24 protein-coding genes are annotated in these 26,143 nt (G+C 50.9%); 14 read left to right on the forward strand and 10 right to left on the reverse strand.

What is annotated here, in order from left to right; genetic code table 11:
• Positions 1-13: 13 nt before the first annotated feature.
• A complete protein-coding gene (locus HZA49_02875) occupies positions 14-721 on the reverse strand; it encodes a Crp/Fnr family transcriptional regulator (protein ID MBI5778381.1) in 708 nt (235 codons plus the stop codon).
• Between the two features lie 177 nt (positions 722-898).
• On the opposite strand from HZA49_02875, the gene HZA49_02880 reads away from it, so the two are divergent.
• Positions 899-1,837, forward strand: coding sequence for a proline dehydrogenase family protein (locus HZA49_02880; protein MBI5778382.1), 939 nt, complete (start codon positions 899-901; stop codon positions 1,835-1,837).
• Between the two features lie 59 nt (positions 1,838-1,896).
• Here HZA49_02880 and lgt read toward each other — a convergent pair whose 3' ends face one another.
• On the reverse strand, positions 1,897-2,997 hold the full coding sequence (lgt, locus tag HZA49_02885; protein MBI5778383.1) for a prolipoprotein diacylglyceryl transferase: 1,101 nt from the start codon (positions 2,995-2,997) through the stop codon (positions 1,897-1,899).
• A gap of 166 nt (positions 2,998-3,163) precedes the next feature.
• Between lgt and HZA49_02890 the strand changes: the two genes are divergently transcribed.
• The 6 genes from HZA49_02890 (at position 3,164) to HZA49_02915 (ending at position 9,175) form a co-directional block, all read left to right on the forward strand.
• Positions 3,164-4,105 carry an agmatinase family protein gene (locus tag HZA49_02890; protein MBI5778384.1) on the forward strand — a complete coding sequence of 314 codons (942 nt, stop codon included), beginning with the start codon at positions 3,164-3,166 and terminating at the stop codon, positions 4,103-4,105.
• A gap of 91 nt (positions 4,106-4,196) precedes the next feature.
• Positions 4,197-5,498 (forward strand): tetratricopeptide repeat protein, encoded by a 1,302-nt coding sequence (locus HZA49_02895; protein MBI5778385.1) that lies wholly within the window; start codon positions 4,197-4,199, stop codon positions 5,496-5,498.
• A gap of 81 nt (positions 5,499-5,579) precedes the next feature.
• Positions 5,580-6,518, forward strand: coding sequence for a tetratricopeptide repeat protein (locus tag HZA49_02900; GenBank protein MBI5778386.1), 939 nt, complete (start codon positions 5,580-5,582; stop codon positions 6,516-6,518).
• Between the two features lie 77 nt (positions 6,519-6,595).
• A complete protein-coding gene (locus tag HZA49_02905) occupies positions 6,596-7,234 on the forward strand; it encodes a hypothetical protein (GenBank protein ID MBI5778387.1) in 639 nt (212 codons plus the stop codon).
• A gap of 23 nt (positions 7,235-7,257) precedes the next feature.
• The gene (locus tag HZA49_02910) at positions 7,258-8,505 is read left to right on the forward strand and encodes a tetratricopeptide repeat protein (protein ID MBI5778388.1); all 1,248 of its coding nucleotides are present in this window, start codon (positions 7,258-7,260) and stop codon (positions 8,503-8,505) included.
• Positions 8,506-8,542: 37 nt separating this feature from the next.
• The gene (locus tag HZA49_02915) at positions 8,543-9,175 is read left to right on the forward strand and encodes a hypothetical protein (protein ID MBI5778389.1); all 633 of its coding nucleotides are present in this window, start codon (positions 8,543-8,545) and stop codon (positions 9,173-9,175) included.
• Between the two features lie 21 nt (positions 9,176-9,196).
• Here the strand turns inward: HZA49_02915 and HZA49_02920 are convergent, their stop codons facing one another.
• Positions 9,197-9,742 (reverse strand): hypothetical protein, encoded by a 546-nt coding sequence (locus HZA49_02920; GenBank protein MBI5778390.1) that lies wholly within the window; start codon positions 9,740-9,742, stop codon positions 9,197-9,199.
• A gap of 748 nt (positions 9,743-10,490) precedes the next feature.
• Between HZA49_02920 and HZA49_02925 the strand changes: the two genes are divergently transcribed.
• The 3 genes from HZA49_02925 (at position 10,491) to HZA49_02935 (ending at position 12,940) form a co-directional block, all read left to right on the forward strand.
• Positions 10,491-10,796 carry a hypothetical protein gene (locus HZA49_02925; GenBank protein MBI5778391.1) on the forward strand — a complete coding sequence of 102 codons (306 nt, stop codon included), beginning with the start codon at positions 10,491-10,493 and terminating at the stop codon, positions 10,794-10,796.
• 195 nt (positions 10,797-10,991) lie between these two features.
• A complete protein-coding gene (locus tag HZA49_02930) occupies positions 10,992-11,798 on the forward strand; it encodes a hypothetical protein (protein MBI5778392.1) in 807 nt (268 codons plus the stop codon).
• Positions 11,799-11,950: 152 nt separating this feature from the next.
• Positions 11,951-12,940: a hypothetical protein gene (locus tag HZA49_02935; protein ID MBI5778393.1), complete on the forward strand. Its 990-nt coding sequence runs from the start codon at positions 11,951-11,953 to the stop codon at positions 12,938-12,940.
• Between the two features lie 121 nt (positions 12,941-13,061).
• Here HZA49_02935 and HZA49_02940 read toward each other — a convergent pair whose 3' ends face one another.
• Positions 13,062-14,216 (reverse strand): acyl-CoA dehydrogenase family protein, encoded by a 1,155-nt coding sequence (locus HZA49_02940; GenBank protein MBI5778394.1) that lies wholly within the window; start codon positions 14,214-14,216, stop codon positions 13,062-13,064.
• 281 nt (positions 14,217-14,497) lie between these two features.
• Between HZA49_02940 and HZA49_02945 the strand changes: the two genes are divergently transcribed.
• From HZA49_02945 to HZA49_02960, 4 genes are all read left to right on the forward strand, one after another.
• Positions 14,498-15,475 carry an STAS domain-containing protein gene (locus tag HZA49_02945; protein MBI5778395.1) on the forward strand — a complete coding sequence of 326 codons (978 nt, stop codon included), beginning with the start codon at positions 14,498-14,500 and terminating at the stop codon, positions 15,473-15,475.
• Positions 15,476-15,549: 74 nt separating this feature from the next.
• Positions 15,550-17,253 (forward strand): hypothetical protein, encoded by a 1,704-nt coding sequence (locus HZA49_02950; GenBank protein MBI5778396.1) that lies wholly within the window; start codon positions 15,550-15,552, stop codon positions 17,251-17,253.
• Between the two features lie 3 nt (positions 17,254-17,256).
• On the forward strand, positions 17,257-18,990 hold the full coding sequence (tadA, locus tag HZA49_02955) for a Flp pilus assembly complex ATPase component TadA (GenBank protein ID MBI5778397.1): 1,734 nt from the start codon (positions 17,257-17,259) through the stop codon (positions 18,988-18,990).
• Between the two features lie 4 nt (positions 18,991-18,994).
• Positions 18,995-19,588: a DedA family protein gene (locus HZA49_02960; protein ID MBI5778398.1), complete on the forward strand. Its 594-nt coding sequence runs from the start codon at positions 18,995-18,997 to the stop codon at positions 19,586-19,588.
• 10 nt (positions 19,589-19,598) lie between these two features.
• Here the strand turns inward: HZA49_02960 and HZA49_02965 are convergent, their stop codons facing one another.
• The 6 genes from HZA49_02965 to recA all read right to left on the reverse strand — a co-directional run bounded on the left by HZA49_02965 (position 19,599) and on the right by recA (position 26,133).
• On the reverse strand, positions 19,599-20,000 hold the full coding sequence (locus HZA49_02965) for a YjbQ family protein (GenBank protein ID MBI5778399.1): 402 nt from the start codon (positions 19,998-20,000) through the stop codon (positions 19,599-19,601).
• A 162-nt stretch (positions 20,001-20,162) separates the two neighbouring features.
• Positions 20,163-21,098, reverse strand: a complete 936-nt coding sequence (locus HZA49_02970) for a hypothetical protein (GenBank protein ID MBI5778400.1) — start codon at positions 21,096-21,098, stop codon at positions 20,163-20,165.
• A gap of 132 nt (positions 21,099-21,230) precedes the next feature.
• Positions 21,231-22,007 (reverse strand): thiazole synthase, encoded by a 777-nt coding sequence (locus HZA49_02975; protein MBI5778401.1) that lies wholly within the window; start codon positions 22,005-22,007, stop codon positions 21,231-21,233.
• A 14-nt stretch (positions 22,008-22,021) separates the two neighbouring features.
• Positions 22,022-22,222, reverse strand: coding sequence for a sulfur carrier protein ThiS (thiS, locus tag HZA49_02980; GenBank protein ID MBI5778402.1), 201 nt, complete (start codon positions 22,220-22,222; stop codon positions 22,022-22,024).
• A complete protein-coding gene (alaS, locus tag HZA49_02985) occupies positions 22,219-24,954 on the reverse strand; it encodes an alanine--tRNA ligase (GenBank protein ID MBI5778403.1) in 2,736 nt (911 codons plus the stop codon). Before alaS ends, thiS begins: the two co-directional genes overlap by 4 nt.
• 150 nt (positions 24,955-25,104) lie before the next feature.
• Entirely contained in the window at positions 25,105-26,133 is a 1,029-nt protein-coding gene (gene recA, locus HZA49_02990) for a recombinase RecA (GenBank protein ID MBI5778404.1), read from the reverse strand.
• Between the last annotated feature and the right edge of the window lie 10 nt (positions 26,134-26,143).

Consider the following 26,143-nt stretch of genomic DNA (forward strand, 5'->3'; position numbering starts at 1 on the left):
ACCCATGGTATCGTTAGGGCTTCAGCCCGGCCGCGATTTCCTCCAGGCGCGCCTTGTTGAGAATGGCGATTCGGTTGCCCGATACCTTGATGACCCTTTTGGACTTGAATTTATTCAGGGTGCGCGAGAACGTCTCGCTGATGGTGCCCAGCCGGGAGGCCAGTTCCTTTTTGGTAATGACCAGTTTTATTTCTGTTACCTGTCCGGGCGCCGAATCCAGCAGGTATTTGGCCAGCCGGGCCGGGACGTCCTTAAGCGCCAGCTCTTCTATCACCGTTACCATATGACGCAGGTACTGGGACATTGAGGCCAGCATATTGAGCGAAATTTGGGGATTGTCCCGGATGAGTTTAACCAGGTCGTTCTTGAACAGGAAAAACACCTCGCTGTCAATAGTCGCCGAGGCATTGGCCGGTGAAAACCCCTTGGTAAATGCGGCCGCCTCGGCAAAGGTCCCGCCCGGACCGACCAGATGAATAATCTGCTGTTTACCGTCCGGGGAAAGCTTATAGACCTTAACCTGGCCGGAGATGACGATGTAAAAGCCCTCCAGCTCCTGGCCTTCTGAGATAATCAATTGCCCCTTGCGGAACTTACGCCTGACAACCAAACGGCTGACCCGCTCCAAATCCAGAGGGCTCAAGCCGGAAAACAGCGGCACCTGCTTAAGGATACGCTCATATTCCCCGGAACAGTTGGCGCAATAATCAGGATTCTTCATATAAATAAATCACTCACACGGATACCTCATTCGCGCCTATCTGCGTTCGCTATCGCGGTCTCTGCTGAGTTCATCTGTGGTTGCAGTTTTTCCCGTTGATTTTACTATACAAAATATTTTAGGTATGTTAAGAAATAAATGAATTGTTCGTGTTGTTGTTCACAAGGAGATGTTGATATGAACCCGATGAAGGATTGCTTCCTGTTCCTGTCCAAACGAACCCTGTTACAAAAACTGCTTTCCACCTCCGGCCCCTGCAAGATAATCTCCCGGAGATTCGTCTCCGGCGAGACCCTGGATGAATCAATCCATGCCGCCAAAGACCTGAACAAACACGGTATCCTGGTCACCATGGACCATCTGGGCGAAAGCGTCTGCGACGAGTCATCGGCCCTGGAGGCCGCGGATGAATATCTCAATATCCTGGAGAAAATCAAGCCGGAATCCGGCAATAATATCACCGTCTCGCTCAAACTCACCCAGATGGGCCTGGATATCGGTGATAATTTCTGCCTGGACAATATGCGCCGCATTATGAATAAGGTCAGGGACTACCGCAAGCTGCTTACTATTGATATGGAAGACACACCCTATACCGACCGAACCCTGAATATTTACACTACTTTACTCAAGGAAGGATTTGCCGGCACCGGAATCGTCATCCAGGCGTACTTAAGGCGGAGCGAGGCGGATATCAGGAATCTCTTGGCGCTCGGGCCGCGTATCCGGCTCTGCAAGGGCGCCTACAAGGAACCGGCAAAAGTCGCCTTCCCGGATAAAAAGGATGTGGACAGCAATTATACCAACCTGCTGGCTATTATGTTCAGTAAAGACGCCCTGGCCAAGGGCACCTATCCGGAAGTAGCATCGCACGACGAGAATATCATCAACTGGACCATTAACCACGTCAGGCAGAATCATATTCCGGCCGACAAGTTTGAATTCCAGATGCTCTACGGCATCAGGCGCGACCTGCAGGAAAAACTGGTCAGCCAGGGCTATCGGATGCGGGTCTATCTGCCTTACGGCACGCACTGGTATCCGTATTTTATGCGGCGCCTGGCCGAACGACCGGCTAATGTCTGGTTTATGGTCAAGAATATGTGCTACCGGTAATCCGTGCGGCGTATCTGTGTCTATTTGCGTGTATCTGCGGAGTCGCAACGGAGTCCCGATTATTTCGGGGTGGTTGCAACTGTTTTGGCATAATGCCTCTTCAACCAGAAGAACAGAATTGCGCTGACCACAAAAAGCCCGATGCTGACCCATTGCGAATAGGATATGCTGGTGATAAAGCTCTTGTTATCGCCCCTCATTAATTCCACGCTGAATCGTCCGATGGCGTATAGCATCCCGGCATAGGCAATGATAAATCCGTGCCTCGGCTCAACCTGATTGCCCTTGCCATCAAACCGCTTCTTCCGGGTCCATATCATAGAAAGGATAACAAAAAACGCTATGCCTAAAAGAGACTCGTAGATCTGGGCCGGATGCACCGGCAAGCTTGACAGAGCGCTATCGGAAATCAGGCCCTGATGAACATGGTCAATAAAGGCCGGGCTGCCAATAATCTCGCCCTTGGCGTTGCTTATCATCGGGAAAGAGACCGACCAGGGCAGGTACTGGACTATTTTGCCGTAACAACAGCCGTTCAGGAAACAGCCGATTCGGCCGAAGGCCAGTCCTAATAATATACCGGGCATCAAGAGGTCGCCGATCTTCAGGACCGATATTTGATTCTTCTTGAGATAGTAAATAATGGAAAACACGGCCAGAATCACCCCTCCGTAAAAGACCAGCCCGCCGTGCCAGACATAGAACACACCCCAATCATACTCGCCCCGGTGCAGGAGCAGATAAACCAGCCGGGCCAGGACAATCGCCGTGACAAATGACAGAATGAGGAGTTTAAAGAATGTGCCGAATACGAAAGGCGAGACCGATTTTTCCCGCTTCCGGTTTGCCCGGTAGTGCAGGGCAAAGGGAATAAAGAACCCGACCATCCCGGCCCAGATATTCATTCCGCCGTCTGACAGGTCAAACAGCTTGAAATCAAAGTTCTCGGTGAAGTAAATGATGTGCAGAATCCGGGCGCCGACAATGCCGCTGATCATCGCTATTAATCCGATATCAAAAATCAGTTCGCCGGAGACGTTGTCCCGGTCGGCCCGGCGCGCCGTGATGTATATGGCCGTCAGGAATCCCAGCATGACCATAAACCCGTAGGAGTATATGGGCAGATGCAGGAACGGCAACTCAATTAATTTCGGATGCATTTTGCAGATAAAACAATCTCTACGAATAAATGTCAAGAAAAATGTCTCACCACAAAGAGCACCAAGGTCACGAAGGAAATCTTATGTTCTATTCTTTGTGGTCTTTGTGGTTGCCTCTTAAGTATTTTCTTGAGTATCTGTCTTTCTTTTAGTATATCCTTACTTTATGAGTATTAACTTTCTTGGTGTTAAGCAGACGCCGTTGAACCAGGCGCGGTTCGTGGTTTTACCCCTGCCTTATGACGTCACCACCAGTTACATCAAAGGCACGGCCCGCGGACCAAAGGCCATCATTGACGCCTCCACCCAATTGGAATTCTTTGACGAGGAGTTACATCAGGAATCCTGTATCCGGAATCCAATTCACACCCTGCCGGTCCCGCCCCTGGATTTCCAATCCAAGGCGGACAAACTCATCCCGGCGCTGGGTGGTTATATGAAGACCTTGGTCGGGAAACTATCTCGCGGACAGACGCTTATCTCTCTGGGCGGCGAGCATTCGCTCTCCTATCCCATCGTCAACGCCTATCAGTCAATCTATAAGGATTTGTCGGTCTTGCACCTGGATGCCCATTCAGACCTGCGCGACTCGTATGGCGGAACCAAATACAGCCATGCCTGCGTGATGAAACGCATTTATGACAGCAATGTCAAGAGTATAGTCCAGGTCGGTATCCGCAACCTCACTGCGGACTGTATGAAATTAATTAACGCTCAGAGTTTATCCCGCCAAAGGCGGGACTCCACGCCCGGAGTTTACACTGAGCGTAGCGAATGTGCTCTACGCCCTAAGCTTTCCACCCACTTCGCCCATACCCAACCTGATTACAAAAAATTAGGTAAGTCGATTCTTTCTGGTTTGTCCGACCACGTTTATGTAACCATTGACCTGGATGTCTTCGACCCATCCGTGATGCCGGCCGTGGGCACACCCGAACCGGGCGGCCTGAACTGGTATCAGGTCCTGGACGTCCTGCGTCCGGTATTCAGGAGCAAAAAGGTCGTGGCCTTTGACGTGGTGGAACTCTGCCCGATAAAGGGTTCTATCCATGCCGACTTTACCGCAGCCAAACTGATTTATAGATTAATAGGGTATCTGGTAAAATAATCACACAGTGATGCAAGAAGGACTCCTGAAATAAGATTTGCTAATCCTGCCAGGATTTGATAATATTACATCGTAACAAGGAGTTATTTATATGATTGATTACCGACCCGCAGAAAACAACCAGTCGCTTCTGGACAAGGGCATTGCCCTGTATAACCAGCAGGCATTTGACCAGGCCCTGGCTGTGTTCCAGAAAGTAGTGGCGATTAAACCGAATTACGCCATTGCCCATTACAACATCGGTAATGTCTATTCCGACCTGGGCAACCTGGATGAGGCGGTCGCTTCCTACCAAAAGGCCATTCAGGCCGGCGGCCTGGATCGGGACGAGGCGCTGGTTTATTACAACCTCGGCAACGTCTATCACAAGCAAAATAATATCAAGGAAGCCATCTCCTGCTACGAAAAGGCCATTGCCCTGGACCCGGCGCTGAATATGGCCTATATCAACCTGGGCGTTCTTCTGTCGCACACCGGCGACAAATCCGATTTCCAGCGTTCTATTTCGCTTTATCGGAACGCCCTGCGCCTTGATTCCGACGACGTTGATGCCAATAATAACCTGGGCATTGCCATCGCTAAGTCCGGCAATATGGACAAGGCCATTCCGCTATTCCAAAAGGCGCTCAAAATCCAGCCCGATTACTATCAGGCCTTAATCAATTTAGGTAACGCCTATTCCCACAAGGGCGAGCACACCAAGGCCATATTAATCTACAGAAAAGCCGCGGCCCGGGCGCCGGATGATGCCGGCGTCTACTACGACCTGGGTCTGTGTTATTCCCGAAAAGGCGATTATACCAAAGCTATTGCCGCATACCGCAGGTCATTGCAGATAAAACCGGATAACTTTGACTGTCTCTATAACTTGGCCGGAGACTATCTCAAACTGAAAAAATATGAGCCGGCCATAGAATTCTACCAAAAGGCCATCAAATCCAATCCGGCCCATCCGGCCGGATATTATAACCTGGGTTGCGTTTATATGGAACAGCGCGACCTTGAGAACGCCATTACCTACTACCGAAAAGCCATAGAAATCAAGCCGGACCATGCCGACGCCTATTACAACCTCGGCAACACCTACCGGCAACAAGGTCGGCTGGATGAGGCCATAAAACCGCTGGAGACGGCGTTATTGATTTACCAGAAGCAGAAAAACCATCTCAAGTCGGCTCATTCTTATTTCCACTTAGGCGGTATTTATGCAGGGATGACCGACCGCAAAAGAGCCGTGCAGATGCACCAGCGCGCCTTGAAAACAGCCAAGAAACTCAAAAACCGGGGTCTGACCGCGGCCAATTACTCCATGCTCGTCGGCCTCTACGGCCAACTCAATGACACCAAGAAATCCCGGCAGATGGCAAAGGAGTTTCTGAAGATAGTTAAGTAGAACAACCCCGAAATTATCGGGACTCCGTTGCGACTACGCAGGATTGAACGGATTACCGGATGGTAGAACTTGGAGGCCGTTATGAAAAATATACTTATAGAAGCATCTATAGAAAACCTTAAGAAAACGATACGGCTTAAACCGGCCCATACCGAGGCACACAATAGCCTTGGTATTCTGTATGCGCAAATAGGCGACCATCAGAAAGCGATGGAATGCTTCAAAGAGGCAATCAGGATTAAACCTGACTATGCCGATGCGCACAATAATCTTGGTCGCATGTATTGGGAAGCCGGCGAATACCAGAAGGCGATGGAATGCTGTAAGCAGGCCAGGCGGATTAAACCTGACCATGCCGATACCCACTATGGGCTTGGCCTCATATATAAGAAAACAGGCGATTATCAGGCAGCCATAGAATGCTTCAAAGAAGCGATTCGGCTTAAACCTGATTATGCCAAAGCGCACTATAATCTGGGCGTGGCGTATTGGGAAACAGGCGACTATCAGGCAGAGATGGCCTGCTATAAGGAGGCGATTCGGATTCAACCTGACTATGCCTTGGCGCACTGCAGTCTTGGTATGGCTTATGGGAAAGCCGGCGAGCCGCAGAAGGCGCTGGCCTGCCTCAAAGAGGCGGCTCGGCTTGAACCAGACGATGCCGAGGCGCACCTTGCTTTTGGCGTTATGTATGGTGAGTCGGGCGAATACCAGAAGGCAATAGAGTGCTTTGAAAAGACCATCCGGCTTAAACCGGCCCATGCCATAGCGCACAACAATCTTGGTTTTATGCGCTGGAAAACGGGCGACAACAAGAAGGCGATGGAATGTTATGAAGAGGCGATTTACATTGACCCGGAACTGGCCATAGCCCACTATAATCTGGGCGTGGTCTGCGGGGAAACTGGCGACAAGCAGAAGGCGCTGGCCTGTTACAAAGAGGCGCTCCGGATTCAACCCGACTATCCCGAAGCCAGCGCTAAACTCGGTAAACTTGAAGGAATAAAACAACAGGATTAAACGGATTAAGCGGAGAATTTAGCGGGACTGGACCGCGAAGGAATAAAGATTAACCACAAAGGGCACAAAGAAAAATTATGAAAGAAAAAGCAGGTAAGGAAGAATTCCCTATTTGGCTTTTAGGTGATTCTAATCCTGAACGCTGGGAAGACAAGTTAGACGAGCCGTTAGACTCTCGTCATCCTGCAAGGCATAATATATGGACGCCAATTATTGATATTATCCAAGATAGGGTTTTTAGGAAGGCACGTAAGAGAATAAATATTTCTAATAATACCGTTTATATCCGTAATGCAATTAAACACGTTAAGGACAAGCCAAAACGCGATGAATTAGAATGGGGAAAATACGTTAATGATTCAATCAAAGTGGTTAACGATAGTATATTAAAACATCACCCGAAAATCATTTTATCTTTTGGCGCATTTGCGTTTGAATTCGGGCGACGAGCGATAGATGAACGTCCGGAAAGATATAAGCACTGGGGTGCAGAAAGCATGGGAGAGAAATTTCGTGAACGAATAAAGGGATTTAATATAAAAGAACCAAATATCTTTCCGCTACTTCATGTAAGTATTGCTCGTGGAAAATTCCTAGAAAGCCACAAGTATTTCTGCAATGGGCATGGGGATAACTATTTTGAACACGTTGGAAATGAGTTGTCCAAAATAATTTTAAACCATGAGCATGATTTAAACGATATATGGATAAAATAACAATGCAATAAAGGAGGTAATTTATGAGAATACACCAAACATATGTAGTTGGGTTAACAATGTGCTTAACAACTTTATTATTCACTATCACCGGTTGTGGCTCTAAACCTTCTGAAATAGATGGCGTTAAAGAATTAAAGGAGGCGTATAATAATCTGGTGCGGGTGGTTAATTTTAAGAAAACCGATGGGAAACCAACAGAATTTAAAGGTGTAAAGGGATATGAGATGGAGTACGAAGCAGAGATTGAGTTCTTGACAGATGTTTTTGATAGTGCAGTGGAAAGCGGTGAAGATGAATATAAGGGGATTCTAAAAGAAAAGGGGGAGCGTGACCAAATAAAAGGTGTCATCGTATTTGAGAAAACCGAGAGAGGATGGCGACGCACGGAATTATTAACAACACTTGGTGCAAATAAGAAAATGATAAATATGCAATTAAAATCTTTTTCGCTATCGGATAAAACTAAAAGCATCCTTAAAGAAATTGAACGTCCAATAACAATTGAAGTTATTTTCGTTCACCCTCAAAGCTCTGTCACAGACGAAGATAAACGTAAGACGTTTTCTCTGTTTGATGAATATAAGATTTATTCACGGGGCAAAATAACTGTTAAACCTATTATAACCGGTGAGCTTAAGCTTGATTTAAAGCTGGGGGAAACGCCCAAAAGTATATTATCATTAAAAAGTAATCCGGAAAATATTTCGTTCACTATTGTTGTGACGCTTGAAAACAATAACAACACTTACAATACGTTCAAGGGTGAAAAGACGCTTACACCAGCAATCATGCAAGCGATAGGAACTGTATATTTCAACAAAAATGATTACAACAAGAGCATTAAGTGTTACCTTGAGGCAAGTTCGTTAGATGACAAGTTGGCAGAGGTGTATGTCCTGATTGGGAAGTCATATAAACAATTAAATAACATCAATAAGGCTACAGAAAGTTACGAAAAGGGCTTTGCTTTGGGTAATATTGAATGTGGCGTAATATTAGGAGAACGGTACTTTAATCAAAATAAGTTTAATGAAGCACTCAATATAAATTTAACACTCATCAAATCAGACCCTGATAATTATCAACATTATCATAATATCGCTGTAATTTTTGACCAATTAGGCCGGCTTGACGAGGCAATAGAATACTCCAAAAAGGCACTTGACCTTGTCCCGCCTACACAAAAAGTAAGCGTTACAAAATTCCTGAAAAAACTTGAAGAAAAGAAGGCTGGGAATTCCAGCGATACCATACCTAACCTTAAATAGGAAATAAAGTCTTTGTGCTCTTTGTGATGAAAGAATTATGAACCAAGACCGAGAATTACACGAAATCAAACAGCAATTAGCCCACCTGACCGGGATGTTTGAGCAGTTCCTGTCCGGCCTGAAGGGCCTGGCACCGGCTTTATCAGGCATCAAAGCCCCCAAATTCCCCTTGCACCAGGGCGCGACATTCACTGATATTATCGCCCGGATGGTTGATTACTACGTCCTTATCTCTGTCAAGGGCAAGGGCGGTAAGCCCCAGAGAATCAATTTCGTGGAACTGGATTGCAACGACAAGCGCAAGAAAGGACGCCTGATACCGGACAGCCATTGGCGTCTCCTGCAACGGCTGGCCGAACACGACGGCATCCTGACCTGGCAGAAGTCCGGGTTTAAGGGCGTTTCCAAAAGCGACGCCTATAACACCTTTGAGGACGGATTCCAACTTGAACATACTGATTGCTATACCGGCAAGGACATGACCCGGATAAAAAATCTGGTTTACGGCCTACGCAAGAAATTGCAGGCATTCTTTGGGTTGTCTGACGATCCGTTTTATCGGTATGACGAGGTCCATTGCTACAAAACCAAGTTTGATATCAGTAAGTATGACCCACGCTATTTCGGCCCGAAATCAGAAAGAGATGAAGAAGACAAGGATAATGAGTAAGCGGATTAAGCCGATTACCTATTATTTTTTACCGAAAGGTTTTTGTTTATCAAGCTTTTTGTTTATTATAAAAACCTTCCACGTTTCTATACATTTATGAGCCAAGTCAAAAAGGTCATATGTTTTAACGCTTTCTGTTGGTTTATTTTTATTATCAGATGCTATACGATACCGATCAGATGATTCATTTGGTAATGCAAAATGGTCATATTCTCTATAAATATTAAAGTTTGCATCCCGCCTAGGTCTTGATAACTCGCAATGCTTAGTACCATTACAAATATCTTGGCATAGTTGCAATTCATCATTTGTGCTAAATAAATCTTCTATACTTTTTCGTAACTTGGGGCGGGAAGCGATCAACCAATCTTTCAGATGGTAACAATTTTGAAAGAAAGCATAGATAAAATCAAAATCCGCCAAACCTATATCTGTTTTTATATGTCGCTCCTGAATTTCTTGTACCCGTTTATACCACCGCTTGACACATATCCACTGCATCCACCATAAGTCTTTCTGTTTTATTCCATAAGGTTTATGTAAGCTTTCGCCAATCCACTTTGGCATTATTATACCCTCCATCAATAGCTTCGATATTTTGCTTATAATTTACCACCTTTATTATTCTTGTCAATTATAAGGTTAACCCCCCACCTCCCCACTCGTCCCCACTACCTCCCTAAGGGTATGGGACACCCCCCTTATCATAAGAGGACACCCCCGGTATCTATACAGGACACCCACTATATCTATAAGCGACATCCAGTATATCCTTAGATGATACCCGGTATATCTATATGGGACGCCCAGCGCATCTATTAAGGACACCCGGTATGCCTGTAGAAGACACCCAGTATGCCTATTGAGGACAGCCGGTATGAGTATTGATGACACCCCCTATAAGCATTGAGGACGCCCGGTATATCACATAAGGACACCCGGCATATCGTATAGCCGCACCCCCGGTATCTATTAATGACACCCCCGGTATCATTAGAGGACATCCCCTGTATGGCTTAATCACACCCCCGGTAAGCTATCAGGCGCAATAGGCATACGGTCATAAATGACCAAGGCAAATCAAGAGCATCTAAAGAATTATTGAAAGATTTTTTTGTCCCATCCGCCCGATTCCCAAGCGGTTATTCCAATTCCCATAAAATCCTCAAAATAATCACATCCGGCCCGGTCAAAAGTGACCTTTAAACCTTCGTAGGGACAGCAACAGTAAGATGTCCCTGACAGGAGACCTGGTGACCGCAGTCCGGCCCAACCTTGCCGGAATGGGGAACCGGCTCCAAGATAGGTGGTCACTATGTTAGAAGAAGTCATTAGGGCGGGAGTAGTACTCCCTGCGCCGGAGTTGGAAAGAGAGCCGAATATGCCGCCGGCGGTGCCACAGACCAATAAGGATTTGTGGAATTATATGGGTTCGCCCTTACTGCTTGACGCAGTGGAAGGCGAGGTTGTCAGCCAACAGGAAGCCGAGGTGGTAATGGAAATCGGCGCCTATAGGCGCTCGGTCAATTATACCGCCCTGGCTGTGGGAATCAGCCCTGAGCGGGTACTGGAACTCTACGCGAGCGGGATTCTCAAACTCAGGCGCTGGTTGTCAAAGTAGATTGTTACAAGAGGTTGCAATAGGTTACAAGCGGTTACACGAGGTTGCCGTAACATCCTGTAACTTCATGTAACGTTTTGTAACTTTAATATCTGTCGGCTTGGTAGGTAATCGGATGTGTCTGTTGCAGTGCGCAATGCAAGAGAACGGTTACCGGTTGATAGATGTAACCTTTTTGATTGGGGGTGAGAAAAAATGTCAACAATCATAAGCAAAGTCAGGTTGTTCGTGCCGCTGGATTTAACCACAATCCCGGAACATATGAGCAACGACTGGCGTGACTCCCTGAAGAGCAAGGCTGAGGGTATTGATAAGAAACGGAAACTTATCATACCGGATGAGATGGCTTATAAAACCAAACTGGCCGGGCCGGCCAGCGAGGGTTATTCGCCCTTCCCGTCTGCCACCTTCAGGTCCAAAAGCGGTAAATCGCGCCAGGCCATTGTCAATGCCCACGCCGAGAACGTGCTGAACACCTTCAATAACTACGAGACCAAATTGCTTCGGGCATTTGAGGAAATTGAAGGCGAAATCGGCAAGCGTTTCAAGGAAAGCGTTGATAATGCGGTTGACCTGTATGTGACCAGGGTGGCCAAACGGACACTGCCTTTTACCGGTGAGAAAACCATCGGCAAATCAGTGACCGGCATTGCCCCGCTCTGGCTGACGGACGATGCATCAACGGAGCGGCATATCCGCGGCGCTGACCAGGTGCTCCAAGGCGGTCCGACCAATATCGCGCTGATAAGCGGCGGTATTGATAACCGAACCGGTCTCAAGGCGGCCCTGGCCCAGCAACTGACCAAAAGCGGCGTGATTATCGTAACCGGCAGGTTTGAAACCGCTCAGATGAGCGCGGAGAACGATGCCATCAACGCGATACTCAAGGGCCTGCAGGATTCCACGACTTATGTGCCGTTTGCCACGGGTGGCGCAAGCCATTGCGATTACATCGTGGTCGATAGCAAGATGTTCCTGGAAATCCAGGTGTCAATACCGTAAAGACGGTAACCACAGATAAACACAGATGGACACGGAGCGCGTACGACTCTGTGTTCTCTGTGACTCTGTGGCAAAGAAATTAATTAACCACAAGGCAAATAAGGCGCTCAACTTTGTGTCCTTTGTGCCTTTGTGGTGAAAGGATTTGAATTATGTCATTAAAACCAAACGAAGTAAAAACCCCGAATATCGCCAGTTATGCGGTAACCGAAAGCAAACTGGCTGATAATTCGGTGACGACCAACAAAATCAAGGACGGGGCGGTCAAGACCGATAAAATCGGCGATAAGGCCGTGACCTTAGACAAGATGGCCGACCGGTCAATATCAACAGCCAAGATTATTGACGGAGCAATAACGGGCGTTAAGATTGCGGACGGGACCATCACCAAGGATAAAATCAGCGATGGCGTGCTGGGCAGACCGCTGACCCCGCCCGTTGCCACGGTGGAAATCGCGGACGCATCGGTAAGCGAAGCCAAGTTGCAGAATAATTCTGTGACCCGTGACAAAATCAAGGACGGCGAGATAACCAACGCCAAGATTGCCACCAATACTATTACGGCCAGCCGGATTGCAGCCAACGCCATCGGCGTAAGTGAATTGCAGGCCAATGCCGTGACAACGGATAAGATAGCGGCTGGCGCGGTGACAACGCCAAAGATTGCATCTTCGGCAGTAGGCAGTAGCCAGTTGGCAGTAGACAGCGTAATCACGGAAAAAATACAGAACGGGGCAGTCACAGCGGCCAAGTTAGCACCGGGCGTGGGCGGCGGGGATACGCTGACTATGTTTCCAACGCCTCAGACAGCGCTGGACCAGGGCGGGATTACCTCAACGACCGTGCCGGCCAGCGTGGACCTGTCTACAATTATTCCGGTGGGCACTAAAGGAGTTATCGTTTCAATCGCCTGTATCACCCAGAGTTATACCGATGGCGGGATGATGGCATACATCTTTCGTCAGTTGGGCGCGGAATATGCCCTGCAAGTCGGGGCTCCGCCGGTGAATGCGCCGGGAATCTCTAACGGCGCATCTGTGCTGATGCCGGTGGCGGCTGATAGGACGTTGCTTTGGCAGGCATATGTAGCTGGGGTGAATTCCACGGAGTTAGTAATTTATATCCTCGGGTATGTGATGTAAGCACACCCCCGATTACCCTGAAAGCATTCGTGATAACGGGACAAGCAGCTTACACTGATTAAAATCCCCCTCGTTCCCCTCCGTACGGAGGGGACGGGGGGTTTTGCATTATTGTGCCGAGTTATTTCTTTCCTAAGACAGCCGAAGAAATAATCACCTTCTGGATATTGGACGTTCCTTCGACTATCTGGAACGACTTGGCGTCCCGGAACATCCGTTCCACCGGGTACTCGGATGAAAATCCGTAAGAGCCGAAGATTTTGACGGCCAGTCCCGTGGCATGGACCGCGGTCTCGGCCGCAAAGTATTTGGCGGTTGACACTTCCAACGAATTGCGCACACCCTTGTCTTTCAGATACGCGGCCTTGTGCACCAGCAGACGGGCGGCCTGAATTTCAATAAACATCTCGGCAATCTGGTCCTGGACCATCTCAAACTCGGCGATTTTCTTGCCGAACTGCTCGCGTTCATTGGCATATTTAACCGAGGCGTCTAGCGCCCCCTGGGCCACGCCGACCGCCCGGCAGGAACAACTCAGACGGGTGTTGTCCAGCATACCCATACAAATCTTGAATCCGTCCCCTGGTTTGCCTAACAGCGCGCTCTTGGGAATCCTGGCATCCTCAAAGATAATCTCACCGGTCGGGGCTGAGTGCAGGCCCAACTTGGTATCAATCGGCTTGGTGGTGATACCCTTAATGTTCTTTATTTCCACGGCAAAGGCGGACATTCCTTTGTGTTTGGCGGCCGGGTCGGTGTAGGCATAGACGATACCGATGTCAGCCACCTGGGCATTGGAAATCCAGGTCTTGGTGCCGTTAAGTAAATAGTGGTCGCCCTTGTCCACGGCCAGTGATTTCATTGAGGCCACGTCCGAACCGGAATTAGGTTCGGTAATGGCGAAACAGCCCATCCATTCGCCGGACACGAGTTTGGGCAGGTATTTTTTCTTATGCTCCTCGGTGCCCCATTTGAGGATGACCGTGCCCGGCCCGATGGTCTGCATGTTAAAGGGCAGTCCGTAGGAGGCGCTGACCCGGGCGATTTCCTCGCAGATGACCAGCGTATCCAGCATACCGGTCGGGCTGGCCGTGCCGCCGTATTCCTCGGGGATGATGCCGGCAAAGAAGCCCAGCTCGCCCATCTTGCGGACGATTTCCGGCCGGAAACGGTGCTCTTTTTCGTCCTGGTCCATGATGGGCAGGATTTCCTTCTGGGCGAAGTCGCGCCCCATCTTCTGCATGGCCAATTGTTCTTCGGTCAATTCAAAGTCCATATAACACTCCTTTTAGATTCCCCGCCAACGGCGGGAAGTTTTATCCCGCCTGTCCCGAATTTATTTCGGGAGCAGTTTTTGTCGGGATTCGCCACAAATTTATAGTATCTACAGAAATTATACCACCTGTTTAACAGGAAACCAAGAAAATAGGAACTTTTTACTATTAAACCGCCAAAACTATTGACTTTTTCGGCGCTTTTTCATATAATTAATTATCTATATTGCTGTCTATAACCTGCCTGCCGGCAGGCAGGTTCACGGGTTTTACATCTGAAGTTATGAATCTATTAGATTTTGAACAACAGAGTATTCCTCTCGGCATAAAGGACCCGTCCAACGGCGGGAAATACTGCACGGTCCTGAAACTGAGGGGCACGATTGACATCACCACGCACCAGCAATTCGAGGACGCCCTGAGCGAGCTCCTGGAGCAGAACGCCAAGCGGCTGATTATCAACCTGGCCGAGCTGAAATACATCTCGTCTTCAGGCACCGGATTATTAATCAAGTATTACAAGAAATACCGGGACAGCGGCGGCGACATCAAACTCTCCCATATCCCGCCCAATATCTGGAAAACCCTGGACCTGATCGGGATAAACAGCGTGCTGGAGGTTTTCAATACCGACAAGGACGCCCTGGGCAGTTTCAAGGACAACGAGCGTTTCAAGGAAACCACCAAACAAATTTTCCCGGCCAAGTTCCAGTGCCCGTCCTGCAAGGCGGTCCTGGAAATCGCCCGGCCGGCCAAATACCGCTGCCAGTATTGCAACACCTATTTCGCGGCCGATAAAGAAGGCAAGGTCAAGGCCTTCCTGTCCCGCCGGCCCAGGGTGATAGAAGTTAAATTATCCGATTCGGCCGATAATATACTCTGGCTGGAATCACTGGTCAAATCGCAATCGCAGTGGCTGGGATTCCCGGACAAGGAAACCAGGGACCTGACCGAAGCAATCAACGAGGTCTGGAAGGCCTGTTCCGAGAAAAAGAAACACCCCTGGCATGCATTCCGGGTAACCCTGATAATGGAAGGAAACTCTCCAGATTCGCCCGGCTCGGACAAAAATAACCCGACCAAGATGACCGTTGGCATTACCTCGTTCGAGAATCTCAATATCTCCAAAACAATTATGACCAATTCCTCCATCCGCCAGAAGGTGACTTCCATCGAAGTCCTGCCGCTTCTTCCGGCCGGGGAATTGATTAAGATAATTAAGACTCGCCCCGTACATAACTCAAAGGAAAAATCCGGCTGAGAAAAATCTAAGCTAAAACTTTAAAATAACTCCGTATTTAAAGCGTTGGATTATGTGCGGGGTAAAAAAATTATATGCTCTTCAACTGGTTCAAGAAAAAGGACAAGCTCATACCGTTAGAGCCGCTGGAGCCGGTTCAGGGCAAACCCGGGCATAAACTGCCGGCCCGGCCGGTCGCGCCGCCCAATAAGGCCCCGCTGGCTGGAGCCAGAAAACCAGCTCCGCTAACTAAAGACACAGCCAAGATCAACACCTCCGAGAGCACGGTTATCCGCATCGGCAAATTGGGCGAGGTGCTGCTCCAGTATAATATGATTTCCCGGGAAAACCTGGAAAAAGCCCTGGCGCTCCAGCAGAAATCCTTCGTTTCTTCCGGTCCCCAGGACAAGGCCGTCCAGAAACGGAAACTGCTGGGCGAGATTCTGATAGAAAATAATTTCGTCACCGAAGAGCAGCTCCTGTCCGCCTTTGCCCGCCATTGCCGTATCCCTTACATCAAACTCAACAAATACGGCCTGCCCAAGACGGCCATCCAATCCGTGCCCGTTGATTTGGTCATCAAACACCGGGTCATACCGGTTGACAAAATAGGTTCAATGCTGATGCTGGCCGTCACCGACCCTTACGACACCAATGCCGTGGAAGAAATCAAGGCCCAGACCGGGCTGAAGGTAAAAACCATTCTGTGCAAGCAGAGCGAATTTTCGGAAATGGTCAAGTTTTATTATCCCCATGCTCAGGACGGCGCCCGGGAAACTCCGGCTGACACTGCCACCGAGACAGCGCCCGCCAGTCCCGAGCCGACCGGCCAGGAAAACGCCGCGCCTGATACTTCCGCAAAACCGGCCCCGGCCCAGGGTCCGCGTGTCGGCGAAGAAACATCGGTATTTAAGATTGAGGAATTACAGTTCCCCGAGCCGCCGGCTTCTCAGGCCGCGCCGGCTCCAACAGCCGCGGTTGCAGAAAAACCTCCGGAAACGCCGGCGCCCCAAGCAACTGAAGCGACTCCTGAACCCGAAGATAAAAAAGAATTTTTTCTGGGCGGGACTATTGAAGAACACCGCAGTGACCGCGATAGCGAACACGCGACTGTAAAACCGGCCGCGAAAGCAGAATCTGCCCCGGAGGCTCAGCCGCAACCACTTCCGGCGCAGGAATCAGTCCAGCCGGCCCAGCAAAAGCCAGAACTCGCCGAGATTAACGGATATGATACCTGCCTGATAGACATCCGGGATTTGCTGGCCTCGCAGGAAACATCCCCGGATGAAAATATAGAAATCCTGCCTGAGGAGCCCCAACCCGTGGATGTGGCTCCCTATTTATATCCGGATTCTAACGCCCCTGCGGGACTTCCTTCGGTCGAAGTTCCCATTAATGAGAGTTCCGTAGAAAAGGCAAAACAACCCCAAGAGGTTACGCCTTCTAAAACTGTCGTTGCCGCCCGGGCTGTTCCGGAAGAAAAACCAATTGTCAGGGGCGAAGAAATCGTCCGGCCTGAAATTCCGCAACCGGCCCCAACAGTTCCGGAGCCACAAATCAACCCGGCACTGCCAACGCCGGATGCCACACCCGACGAGAAGAAACCGACAACAGAGAAAGTATTCAAAGAAGCCCTGGTCCTGGTCAGCGAGGATGAATTCATGATGGCCCGGCAATTATTCACCATCCAGCTGGCCCATTCCTGGGAAAAACTTTATCACCGCAGCAAACCTTCCCACGCTGAAAAGGTGGACGAAGTTGAATTTGCGTTCCATACTGAAAGCGCGATACACCAATAATATATGGCATTAGCAGACAAGAAAATCGGGCAGGTCCTGGTCAAGGAAAAATTCCTGACCGAGGAACAGCTGTTAGCCGCCTACGACCACCAGGCCGACAAGAAAACATCGCTCAAGGAGGCCCTGATAGGCCTGAAGATGATGACCGAGGATGACATGCGGGCGGCCATGGTCAGTTGCTTCGGATTCCCGATGATCCGGCTCCAGGATTACCAGATCGACCAGGACGCCATCGTCAAAATACCGGAAAAGAAATGCCGCCAGTATCTCCTTATCCCGGTTTCGCTGATAAACAACCTGCTCACCGTGGCCATCGCCGACCCGTTCAACCTGATGGCGCTGGACGATATCGCCCTGGTCTCCAAGTGCGAGGTTATTCCGGTCATGTCCGATGAAAAAGACATCCTCACCGCCATCAACCAATATTACAGCAAGGAAAAGACCATCCAGGAGATGCTGCCGGAACAGAATATCCCGTCCGAGAACCTGGCGCACCTGCCCGGGGCGGGCAGTTCCGGAGACGAGATTGTCATCTCCACCGAACCGGTAGCCCAGGGCAAAGGCGCGCCGGAGATAGACGAAACCCCGATTATCAAACTGGCCAACCACATCGTGGCCACGGCCATCCGGAAAAGGGCCAGCGACATCCATATCGAGCCGCGCGCCAAGATGATCGGCATCCGCTACCGGGTGGACGGCATCATGGCCGAGCAGGAAGGCCTGCCCCGCTCCATCCAGTCGGCCCTGATTTCCAGATTTAAAATCATGTCCAAGATGGACATTGCCGAACGCAGACTGCCCCAGGACGGCCGGATTAAAATCGTCTTCGAGGGCCGCGAGGTGGACCTGCGCGTCTCGTCTCTGCCCACCCGGCACGGCGAAAAGATTGTCATCCGCATCCTCGATAAGGGCAATCTAAATGTCAAACTGGAAAATCTCAACTTCACCGAGCAGAACCTGAACCACATAAAAAAGGCGCTGGACCTGCCCTACGGGATGATTCTGGTTACCGGCCCAACCGGCTCGGGCAAGACCACCACGCTTTATTCCGCGCTGGCCTATATCAATTCCCCGGACTTGAATATCATCACGGTCGAAGACCCGGTGGAATACGAGATGAACCTGATTAACCAGGTCCAGGTCCACCAGGAAGCCGGACTGACCTTTGCCTCGGCCCTGAAATTCATCCTCCGGCAGGACCCGGACGTGATTATGCTCGGTGAAATCAGGGACACCGAGACGCTTAATATGTCCATGAAGGCCGCCCTGACCGGCCATATGGTCCTGAGCACGCTCCATACCAACGACGCGGTCAGCGCCGTCACCCGGCTGATTGACATGGGCGGCGAGCCGTTCCTGATTGCCTCGTCCGTCCAGCTGGTCGTGGCCCAGCGGCTGATGCGCCGGCTGTGCGAGCACTGCAAGGAAACCCAGCCCACCTCGCCGGAGGTGGCCGGATTATTCAAGGAAGCCGGCATCACCAATATTCCCAAGACCGTACCCAAGGCCCGCGGCTGCAATAAATGCATGCACAGCGGCTATATGGGACGGATTGCCACCATTGAAACCCTGGTGGTCACCGACGAAATCAGGGAGATGATTGTCAAATCGGCCAATGCCAACGTCATCAAGCAGAAGGCCCTGGCCGCCGGGATGACGCCGATGCGTTATGACGCCCTGGGCAAGGTCGCCGCCGGAGTTTCACCGATAGAAGAAGCCCTGAGGGAAACGATTTAATACCGTGACCAATCCGCTCAAAAAATTATACAACTGGGTTTTATCCTGGGCCAATTCGCCCTGGGGCGCCTGGGCTCTGTTCGTCCTGGCCGTTGCCGAATCATCATTCTTCCCGATTCCGCCTGACATCCTCTTAATCGCCCTGGGGCTGTCCATCCCAACCAAATCGTTCCGCTACGCCCTGATATGCTCGGTCGGCTCGGTCCTGGGCGGAGTCATCGGATATTATATCGGCTACGGGCTCTATGAAACCGTGGGCAGTTACGTCGTCAACCTCTACAACCTACAGGAGGCGTTCGACAAAATCAGCTGTATGTATCAGGACAACGCCTTTATGGCCGTGGCCATTGCCGGATTCACGCCGATACCGTATAAGGTCTTCACCATCGCGGCCGGGGTCTGCAGAATTAATCTATGGATTTTCATTCTGGCATCAATATTAAGCCGTTCAGCCCGGTTCTTTATCGTGGCCACCATCATCCGGTTCGGCGGCGCGCCGGCCAAGCGCTTCATCGACCGCTATTTTAACCTGCTTACTATTATATTCGTCGTCCTGCTGGTTGGCGGATTTCTGCTGATAAAACTCTGGATGAAATAAATCCTTGTTGTCAGGCCGATGCCACTATAAATTTGAGATAAGTTTCCCGCCGGCGCGGGCCGTCAAATTCGCAGAAGAAAACACCCTGCCATCGGCCCAGAACCAATCTGCCCTCTTCCACGCTGACCATAACCGACGAGCCGATAAGAGATGTCTTGATGTGCGCGTCTGAATTACCCTCGCTATGCCGGTACGAACTACGGACCGGGATGAGCTTGTTGAGCGCTTCAATGATGTCTTCCCGGACCGCCGGGTCGGCATGTTCGTTGATGGTCACGCCGGCCGTGGTATGCGGAACATGGATATAAAGAACCCCGTCAACCCATTTGTTCTTCCTGACCGCCTCTTTGACCAGGCCGGTGATGTCAATGAGTTCCGTTCGGTTTGATGTCGAAACAGGGATAATCACCATGTAAATACAATATCTACCACAGATTCCACAGATAATACAGATTTTAATCGGTGTAAGTACCCGGTACGCATTTAGCCACTGGCTAAAGACTACCGACCATTGCTTTGCAAAGGGCTGCGAAATCTGTGGTTACCGTCTCTTAAATCAGCGGTTTATACCGTTTTATTTATTCGCCGGTTCGACAACGGGCGTTTCCAGCAATGCCTTTACCTCAAGCGGAATAACAATCGGAGCGACCTTGTTGTAGTCGGAATTATTGACCTCTATCTCGTATTTTATCTTGGTCATCTTTGGCGCTTCGGGCTTTAGCTCCTCCGGCTTGGTCGTCGGCGGCTTGGAGTCAGCGGCCTCCTCGTCTTCAATGTCAAGTTTCCCGCCCTCTATTCCGCCGGGCATGCCCGGGATATCGCCGGTCATGGTCGCTTCCATAATAAGAATGGACTTGCAGATCAAACCGGTGTCGTTTTCCACCCATATCTTTAATGACGCGCTGTTGAATTTGACGTCCAGTCCGGCCATCATCGGGTTATTCTGCCCGGCCAGCAGGTTATTGAAGGCTTCGGGATTGACCGACGCCCCGATAATCCGGCAGGCCTTGTCCTGTATCTTATCCTGGCCGGCAAAGGCGGCGTCCTTGAGGTGCTCCCCGTATATCTTGCGCTGGACCTGTTCCAGTGACGTCATCATATCCTTCTGTTCCGGCGGCACGCGGGCCCATCGCTTGGTCATCGGTTCCATCATGGCCATGTTCTTGCCGTCCGAATAGGCCTCGAAGCGCATGCCCATGAATTCGCCGCTGGTGTAGGTGAGATTGTCGCATTTTTCAATGTCAAAAGTCAGGTTCATTTTCATGCCCATCATTTCGATATCCATCAGTATTTCCGAAGAGACGCTCTTGGCGGAGAGTGAGTTTTCCGCGGCGTATTTGAGAAGCCCCTGGGCGTCAGCCGGCATCGGCGCCTTGGGCGCCTCTTTGACAACCGGTACAGGGGTGGGAGGCGCCGGCGGCTGGGCGGCCCCGGCTTTGCATCCGGCAAATAATAGCGCAGACGCCACCATGGCGCCTGCCAGCAGACCGTACGTTTTGTTCAGTTTCATAAATACTCCTTTGTTAGAGACAGTTAGCCATTTAGAAGTTGACCTGCGCGCACTTCGTGTGCTCGGAGTCACGCTTCGCTTAGTCCCTGTCTCTTACATCCCGATGAATATCGGGATATTCATTATACTATTTTAACTTATCTTCCCCTCCCTGGGAGAAGAAGCTTCAGCTATAAAGTATTTCCTGGGTATGCGCCCGGCCAGATAAGATAACCGGCCGGCCTCGCAGGCCAGTTTCATGGCCCGGGCCATCATCACCGGGTCTTTGGCCAGGGCAATGCCGGTATTAAGCAGGACGCCGTCCGCGCCGGATTCCATGGCCACGGCCACATCCGATGCCGTGCCGACGCCGGCATCGACAATCACCGGCACCTTCATCCGGCTGACGATTATCCGGATATTCATCGGGTTGGTCAGCCCCAGTCCGGAGCCGATGGGCGCGCCCAGGGGCATGACGCAGGCCGCGCCGGCATCCTGCAGCCTCAGAGCCGTGACCAAATCATCCGATGTGTAAGGCAGGACCGTAAATCCCTCTTTGACCAGTATTTTAGTGGCCTCGATTAGGCCGCTTAAATCAGGATAAAGCGTCTTCTCGTCGCCGATGACCTCAAGCTTAATCATATCGGACAGTCCCACCTCGCGGGCCAGCCGGGCCGTCCGGACCGCCTCGTCCACCGTATAACAGCCGGCCGTATTGGGCAGTATTTTATAGCGCTTGGGATCAACGTAATCCAACAGGGATTCCTTTGATTTGTCGGTCAGGTTGACGCGCCGGACCGCCACCGTGACGCAGTCGGCGCCGGACGCCTCCAGGGCTTCCTTCATCAGCTGGAAGGTCGGGTATTTGCCGGTCCCGACGCACAGCCGAGATTTGAATTCGTATTTGCCGATTTTCAATGTCTTATCCATATTGACTCCGCGGCTTATCCACCGCCCACAAATGATATTATTTCAATCTTATCGCCTTCTTTCAGGCGCCTGGTATCATACTCATTTTTAGGAACAATGGCAAGATTTAATTCCACGGCCACGGTTTCCGGTTTAAGTGTTATGGACTCCAGCAGCGCCGTAACCGTAATGTCGCGGTCTGTCTCTTTGCTATTGCCGTTTAACGTAATTTTCATTTTGCCGCCGCCGTTTTGAGATTCTTATTTATAATATCAGAAAACCGGTTTAAGGCCTCGGCTAATTTATCCGGCCGCTTGCCGCCGGCCTGGGCCATGTCTTTCCGGCCGCCGCCGTTGCCTTCAATAATCACGGCAATCTCCTTTATCAGCGTGATAGCATTAAAATCGTCCCGGCATAATTTTGGCGTCATCATCAGAATCAGGTTGACCTTACCGTCCGTGGCGGCGCCCAACAGCGTAATCACCGTTTCGCCGCTGTTTTTCAGGTAGTCGGTAATGGCGCGCAGGTCTTCGACCGATTTATTCTCCAGCACCTCGGCAACGATTTTGATTCCGGCGCCCGGGCTCGTAATATGTGTGGCCCGATCCAGGAGGGTTCTGGCAATCTCCTTGTTTTCCTGCTTGTGGTGTTTCTCCAGCTGGGCCTGGGCCTGTTCCAGTTTTTCCGCCAGTTGCTTGATTTTATGGGGCACCTGATGCGCGGTGGTCTGCAACAACTGGGCGCCGTGCGCCAGCGTCTTTTCCAGTTCGTGGGTATATTTGAGGGCTTCCGGGCCGGTGACGGCCTCAATCCGGCGCAGGCCCGAGCCGATGGAGGAATCCGAGACAATCCTGAAATAGCCGATTTCGCCGGACTGTTTTATATGCGAGCCGCCGCAGAGTTCCCGGCTGTAGTCGCCGATAACCAGGACCCGGACGGTATCGCCGTATTTCTCGCTGAACAGGGCCATGGCCCCGAGTTTCCGGGCTTCGGCCTGGGACATTATTTTGACCGACACGTTGGCATTGCCCCGGATGCGCTGGTTAACCAATGATTCGATGGCCTGGAGTTCGCTGTCCGAAGGCGCCTTGGGCAAAGAATAATCAAACCTGAGCCGCTCCGGCAGCACCAGCGAGCCGGACTGCTCCACGGTTGAGCCGATAACGTTCCGCAGGGCGTAGTGCAGCAGATGGGTGGCCGTATGATTGCAGGCAATCGCCTGCCGGCGCTCGGCGTTGACCTCGGCCTTTATTTTCATCCCGGCCTTTATCGACCCGTTTTTCAGCCGGCCGATGTGCAGAATGTACTTCTCCATTTTCTGGGCGTCGGTAACCTCTATTTCAACTCCGTCCGCTTTTAACCAGCCGGTATCGCCCACCTGGCCGCCTGATTCGCCGTAGAACGGGGTTTGGTCCGTGATAATAACGATATCCTGGTTGGGAATATCCCACTGGATTTTCTCTTGGGATTTTTCTTTTTGGGAATCGGACATATCCGGCGCCGGATAGGCCTGCATCAGTTTTCCGTCCATCAAAATGGCTTCGATAGTCACGTCTGATGAAAGCGTCTGGTCGCCCAGATAAACTGTTTCCTTGAGGATATTCCGGATCTCATCAATCTCGGTCCGGGCGAATATCTCCGAGGCAATCTTGGAGCCGGACCGGGAAAGCTCCTTCTGCTCGGCCAACGCTTTCTCGTATCCGGTAATATCCAGCTTTATCCCCTTTTCGTGCAGGATGGATTCGGTCAGGTCGACCGGAAATCCGTAGGTGTCGTATAATTTGAAGGCCTCAGCGCCCGGAAAGGTCTTGCTGCCGGCGGATTTCAGCTTGGCCGTAATTTCATCCAGCAGTTTGATGCCCGATTCCACGGTCTCCAGGAATTTTTCCTCTTCGGCCTTAATGACCCGGGCGATGTGGGCGTGTTTGTCTTTCAATTCCGGATAGGCTTTGCCCATCATCTCCGCCACCGGGGAAACAAGTTTATAAAGGAATGGTTTTTTCACGCCTAAATTTATGCCGTCCCGGACCGCCCGCCTCAGGATACGGCGTTCCACGTAGCCCCGCCCCTCGTTGGAAGGCGAAACCCCGTCCGCCGCCAGGAACACCAAGGCCCGGATATGGTCGGCAATCCGTTTTATCCGCGTGCCGGATTCGCCGGACGAAGAATATTCCACATTGATGACATCAACGATGTGCTTGATGAGATGCTTGAAAATGTCGGTGTCGAAATTGGAGACCACGCCCTGCATCACGGCCGTGATGCGCTCCAGGCCCATGCCGGTATCAATGTTCTTCTTCTTTAAGGGAACCAGCTTGCCGCCCTCCTGACGGTCGAATTCCATAAAAACCAGGTTCCAGATTTCCACGAAGCGGTTGCAGTCGCAGGCAATCGAGCAGGTCGGCAGGCCGCATCCGTATTTCTCGCCGAAGTCGTAGAAAATCTCGGAGCACGAGCCGCAGGGCCCGTTCGGCCCGTCGCTGGGCGCGTTGGCCGGCCAGAAATTATTGTCCTCGCCGAACCGGAATATCCGGGCGGCCGGCAGCTTGATCTCCTTGTTCCAGATATCATAGGCCTGCTGGTCCTCCTCGTAAACGCTGACGCTGAGCCGTTCCGGCGGTATCTGCAGTTTCCCGGTCAGGAATTCCCAGGCAAAATGGATGGCCTCCTTCTTGAAATAATCGCCGAAGGAGAAATTGCCCAGCATTTCAAAGAAAGTATGGTGGGCCGAGGTCCGTCCGACCCGCTCGATATCCACAGTACGCAGGCATTTCTGGGATGAGCAGGCCCGGGGCGCCGGCGGCACGGTGGCGCCCAGGAAATAATTCTTAAACTGGTTCATCCCGGCGCCGGTAAACAGCAGCGATGGGTCGCCGGAACTGGGAATAAGCGAATCGCTCGGTATTATCGTGTGCCCTTTCTCCTTGAAAAACTCCAGGAACAAACTTCTGATTTCGTCTAATTTCATCGTGTTTCTATATGTGTCATTCCTGCCCTGCTTGTCATTCCCGCAAAAGCGGGAATCCAGGCACCGTTCCTGTGAAAGCAGAAAACTAAAACACTGGATTCCGTGTCAAGCACGGAATGACAGGATAGAGTTAAGCATCTACCCTTATTATTATATCAAGCCGTAATGCTTCTTAATCTCGGTTTCCAGTTCGGCATAGACCTTGGGATTCTCTTTCAGGAAATCCTTGGCCTTTTCCCGGCCCTGGCCCAGGCGCTCCTTTTTATATTCCAGCCAGGCGCCGCTCTTATCCACCACGCCGACAGTAATTCCCAAATCAATCAAATCGCCCTCGCGCGAAATGCCGCTGGCGTGCATCAGGTCAAACTCGGTCTTCTTGAAAGGCGGAGCCACTTTATTCTTGACCACGCTCACTTTCACATGCGTGCCGATGACTTCTTCGGCGGTATTCTTGAGCGTGCCAATCTTGCGGACATCCAACCGGACCGAGGAATAAAATTTCAATGCCCGTCCGCCCGGCGTGGTTTCCGGATTGCCCCAGGAAACACCTATCTTTTCCCGCAGCTGGTTGGTAAAAATCACGCAGGTCTGGCTCTTACTGATGGCGCTGGTGAGTTTTCGCAGCGCCTGGGACATCAATCTGGCCTGCACTCCGACCACCGGGTCGCCCATACCGCCTTCCAATTCCGCTTTAGTCACCAGTGCCGCGACCGAATCCAGCACTATCACGTCCATGGCATTGCTCCGGACCAGCGTTTCCACGGTTTCCAGGGCCTGCTCGCCGCTGTCCGGCTGAGAAATCAGCATGGTATCCAAATTGACCCCGATATTCTGGGCGTAGGTCGGGTCCATGGCATGTTCCACGTCAATAAATGCCGCGGTACCGCCCGACTTCTGGGCGCTGGCCACGATATGCAGACATAAGGTGGTCTTGCCGGATGCTTCTGGCCCGAAGACCTCTACGATTCTGCCGCGGGGTACGCCTCGTCCGCCCAGGGCAATATCCAGGCTCAAAGCTCCGGTGGAAATGCTCGGAACATCGGACTTGAATCCGGTGCCCAGACGCATTATCGCGCCCTTGCCGTACGATTTTTCCAACTGCGAAATTGCCTGTTGTAATGCTTCAAGCTTCTTGTTGTCCTCTTTGGGTTCATGCTTTTTGGTGGTTGTCTCTGCCATAATTTAATCC

The sequence above is a fragment of the Planctomycetota bacterium genome, from assembly GCA_016235865.1.
In the GTDB taxonomy this organism is placed as follows: domain Bacteria; phylum Planctomycetota; class MHYJ01; order JACQXL01; family JACQXL01; genus JACRIK01.

Excerpts from the sequence above, each read along its gene's own strand:
- HZA49_02875 (MBI5778381.1), bottom strand. The coding sequence starts at position 721 with ATGAAGAATCCTGATTATTGCGCCAACTGTTCCGGGGAATATGAGCGT.
- HZA49_02880 (MBI5778382.1), top strand. The coding sequence starts at position 899 with ATGAACCCGATGAAGGATTGCTTCCTGTTCCTGTCCAAACGAACCCTG.
- lgt (MBI5778383.1), bottom strand. The coding sequence starts at position 2,997 with ATGCATCCGAAATTAATTGAGTTGCCGTTCCTGCATCTGCCCATATAC.
- HZA49_02890 (MBI5778384.1), top strand. The coding sequence starts at position 3,164 with ATGAGTATTAACTTTCTTGGTGTTAAGCAGACGCCGTTGAACCAGGCG.
- HZA49_02895 (MBI5778385.1), top strand. The coding sequence starts at position 4,197 with ATGATTGATTACCGACCCGCAGAAAACAACCAGTCGCTTCTGGACAAG.
- HZA49_02900 (MBI5778386.1), top strand. The coding sequence starts at position 5,580 with ATGAAAAATATACTTATAGAAGCATCTATAGAAAACCTTAAGAAAACG.
- HZA49_02905 (MBI5778387.1), top strand. The coding sequence starts at position 6,596 with ATGAAAGAAAAAGCAGGTAAGGAAGAATTCCCTATTTGGCTTTTAGGT.
- HZA49_02910 (MBI5778388.1), top strand. The coding sequence starts at position 7,258 with ATGAGAATACACCAAACATATGTAGTTGGGTTAACAATGTGCTTAACA.
- HZA49_02915 (MBI5778389.1), top strand. The coding sequence starts at position 8,543 with ATGAACCAAGACCGAGAATTACACGAAATCAAACAGCAATTAGCCCAC.
- HZA49_02920 (MBI5778390.1), bottom strand. The coding sequence starts at position 9,742 with ATGCCAAAGTGGATTGGCGAAAGCTTACATAAACCTTATGGAATAAAA.
- HZA49_02925 (MBI5778391.1), top strand. The coding sequence starts at position 10,491 with ATGTTAGAAGAAGTCATTAGGGCGGGAGTAGTACTCCCTGCGCCGGAG.
- HZA49_02930 (MBI5778392.1), top strand. The coding sequence starts at position 10,992 with ATGTCAACAATCATAAGCAAAGTCAGGTTGTTCGTGCCGCTGGATTTA.
- HZA49_02935 (MBI5778393.1), top strand. The coding sequence starts at position 11,951 with ATGTCATTAAAACCAAACGAAGTAAAAACCCCGAATATCGCCAGTTAT.
- HZA49_02940 (MBI5778394.1), bottom strand. The coding sequence starts at position 14,216 with ATGGACTTTGAATTGACCGAAGAACAATTGGCCATGCAGAAGATGGGG.
- HZA49_02945 (MBI5778395.1), top strand. The coding sequence starts at position 14,498 with ATGAATCTATTAGATTTTGAACAACAGAGTATTCCTCTCGGCATAAAG.
- HZA49_02950 (MBI5778396.1), top strand. The coding sequence starts at position 15,550 with ATGCTCTTCAACTGGTTCAAGAAAAAGGACAAGCTCATACCGTTAGAG.
- tadA (MBI5778397.1), top strand. The coding sequence starts at position 17,257 with ATGGCATTAGCAGACAAGAAAATCGGGCAGGTCCTGGTCAAGGAAAAA.
- HZA49_02965 (MBI5778399.1), bottom strand. The coding sequence starts at position 20,000 with ATGGTGATTATCCCTGTTTCGACATCAAACCGAACGGAACTCATTGAC.
- HZA49_02970 (MBI5778400.1), bottom strand. The coding sequence starts at position 21,098 with ATGAAACTGAACAAAACGTACGGTCTGCTGGCAGGCGCCATGGTGGCG.
- HZA49_02975 (MBI5778401.1), bottom strand. The coding sequence starts at position 22,007 with ATGGATAAGACATTGAAAATCGGCAAATACGAATTCAAATCTCGGCTG.
- thiS (MBI5778402.1), bottom strand. The coding sequence starts at position 22,222 with ATGAAAATTACGTTAAACGGCAATAGCAAAGAGACAGACCGCGACATT.
- alaS (MBI5778403.1), bottom strand. The coding sequence starts at position 24,954 with ATGAAATTAGACGAAATCAGAAGTTTGTTCCTGGAGTTTTTCAAGGAG.
- recA (MBI5778404.1), bottom strand. The coding sequence starts at position 26,133 with ATGGCAGAGACAACCACCAAAAAGCATGAACCCAAAGAGGACAACAAG.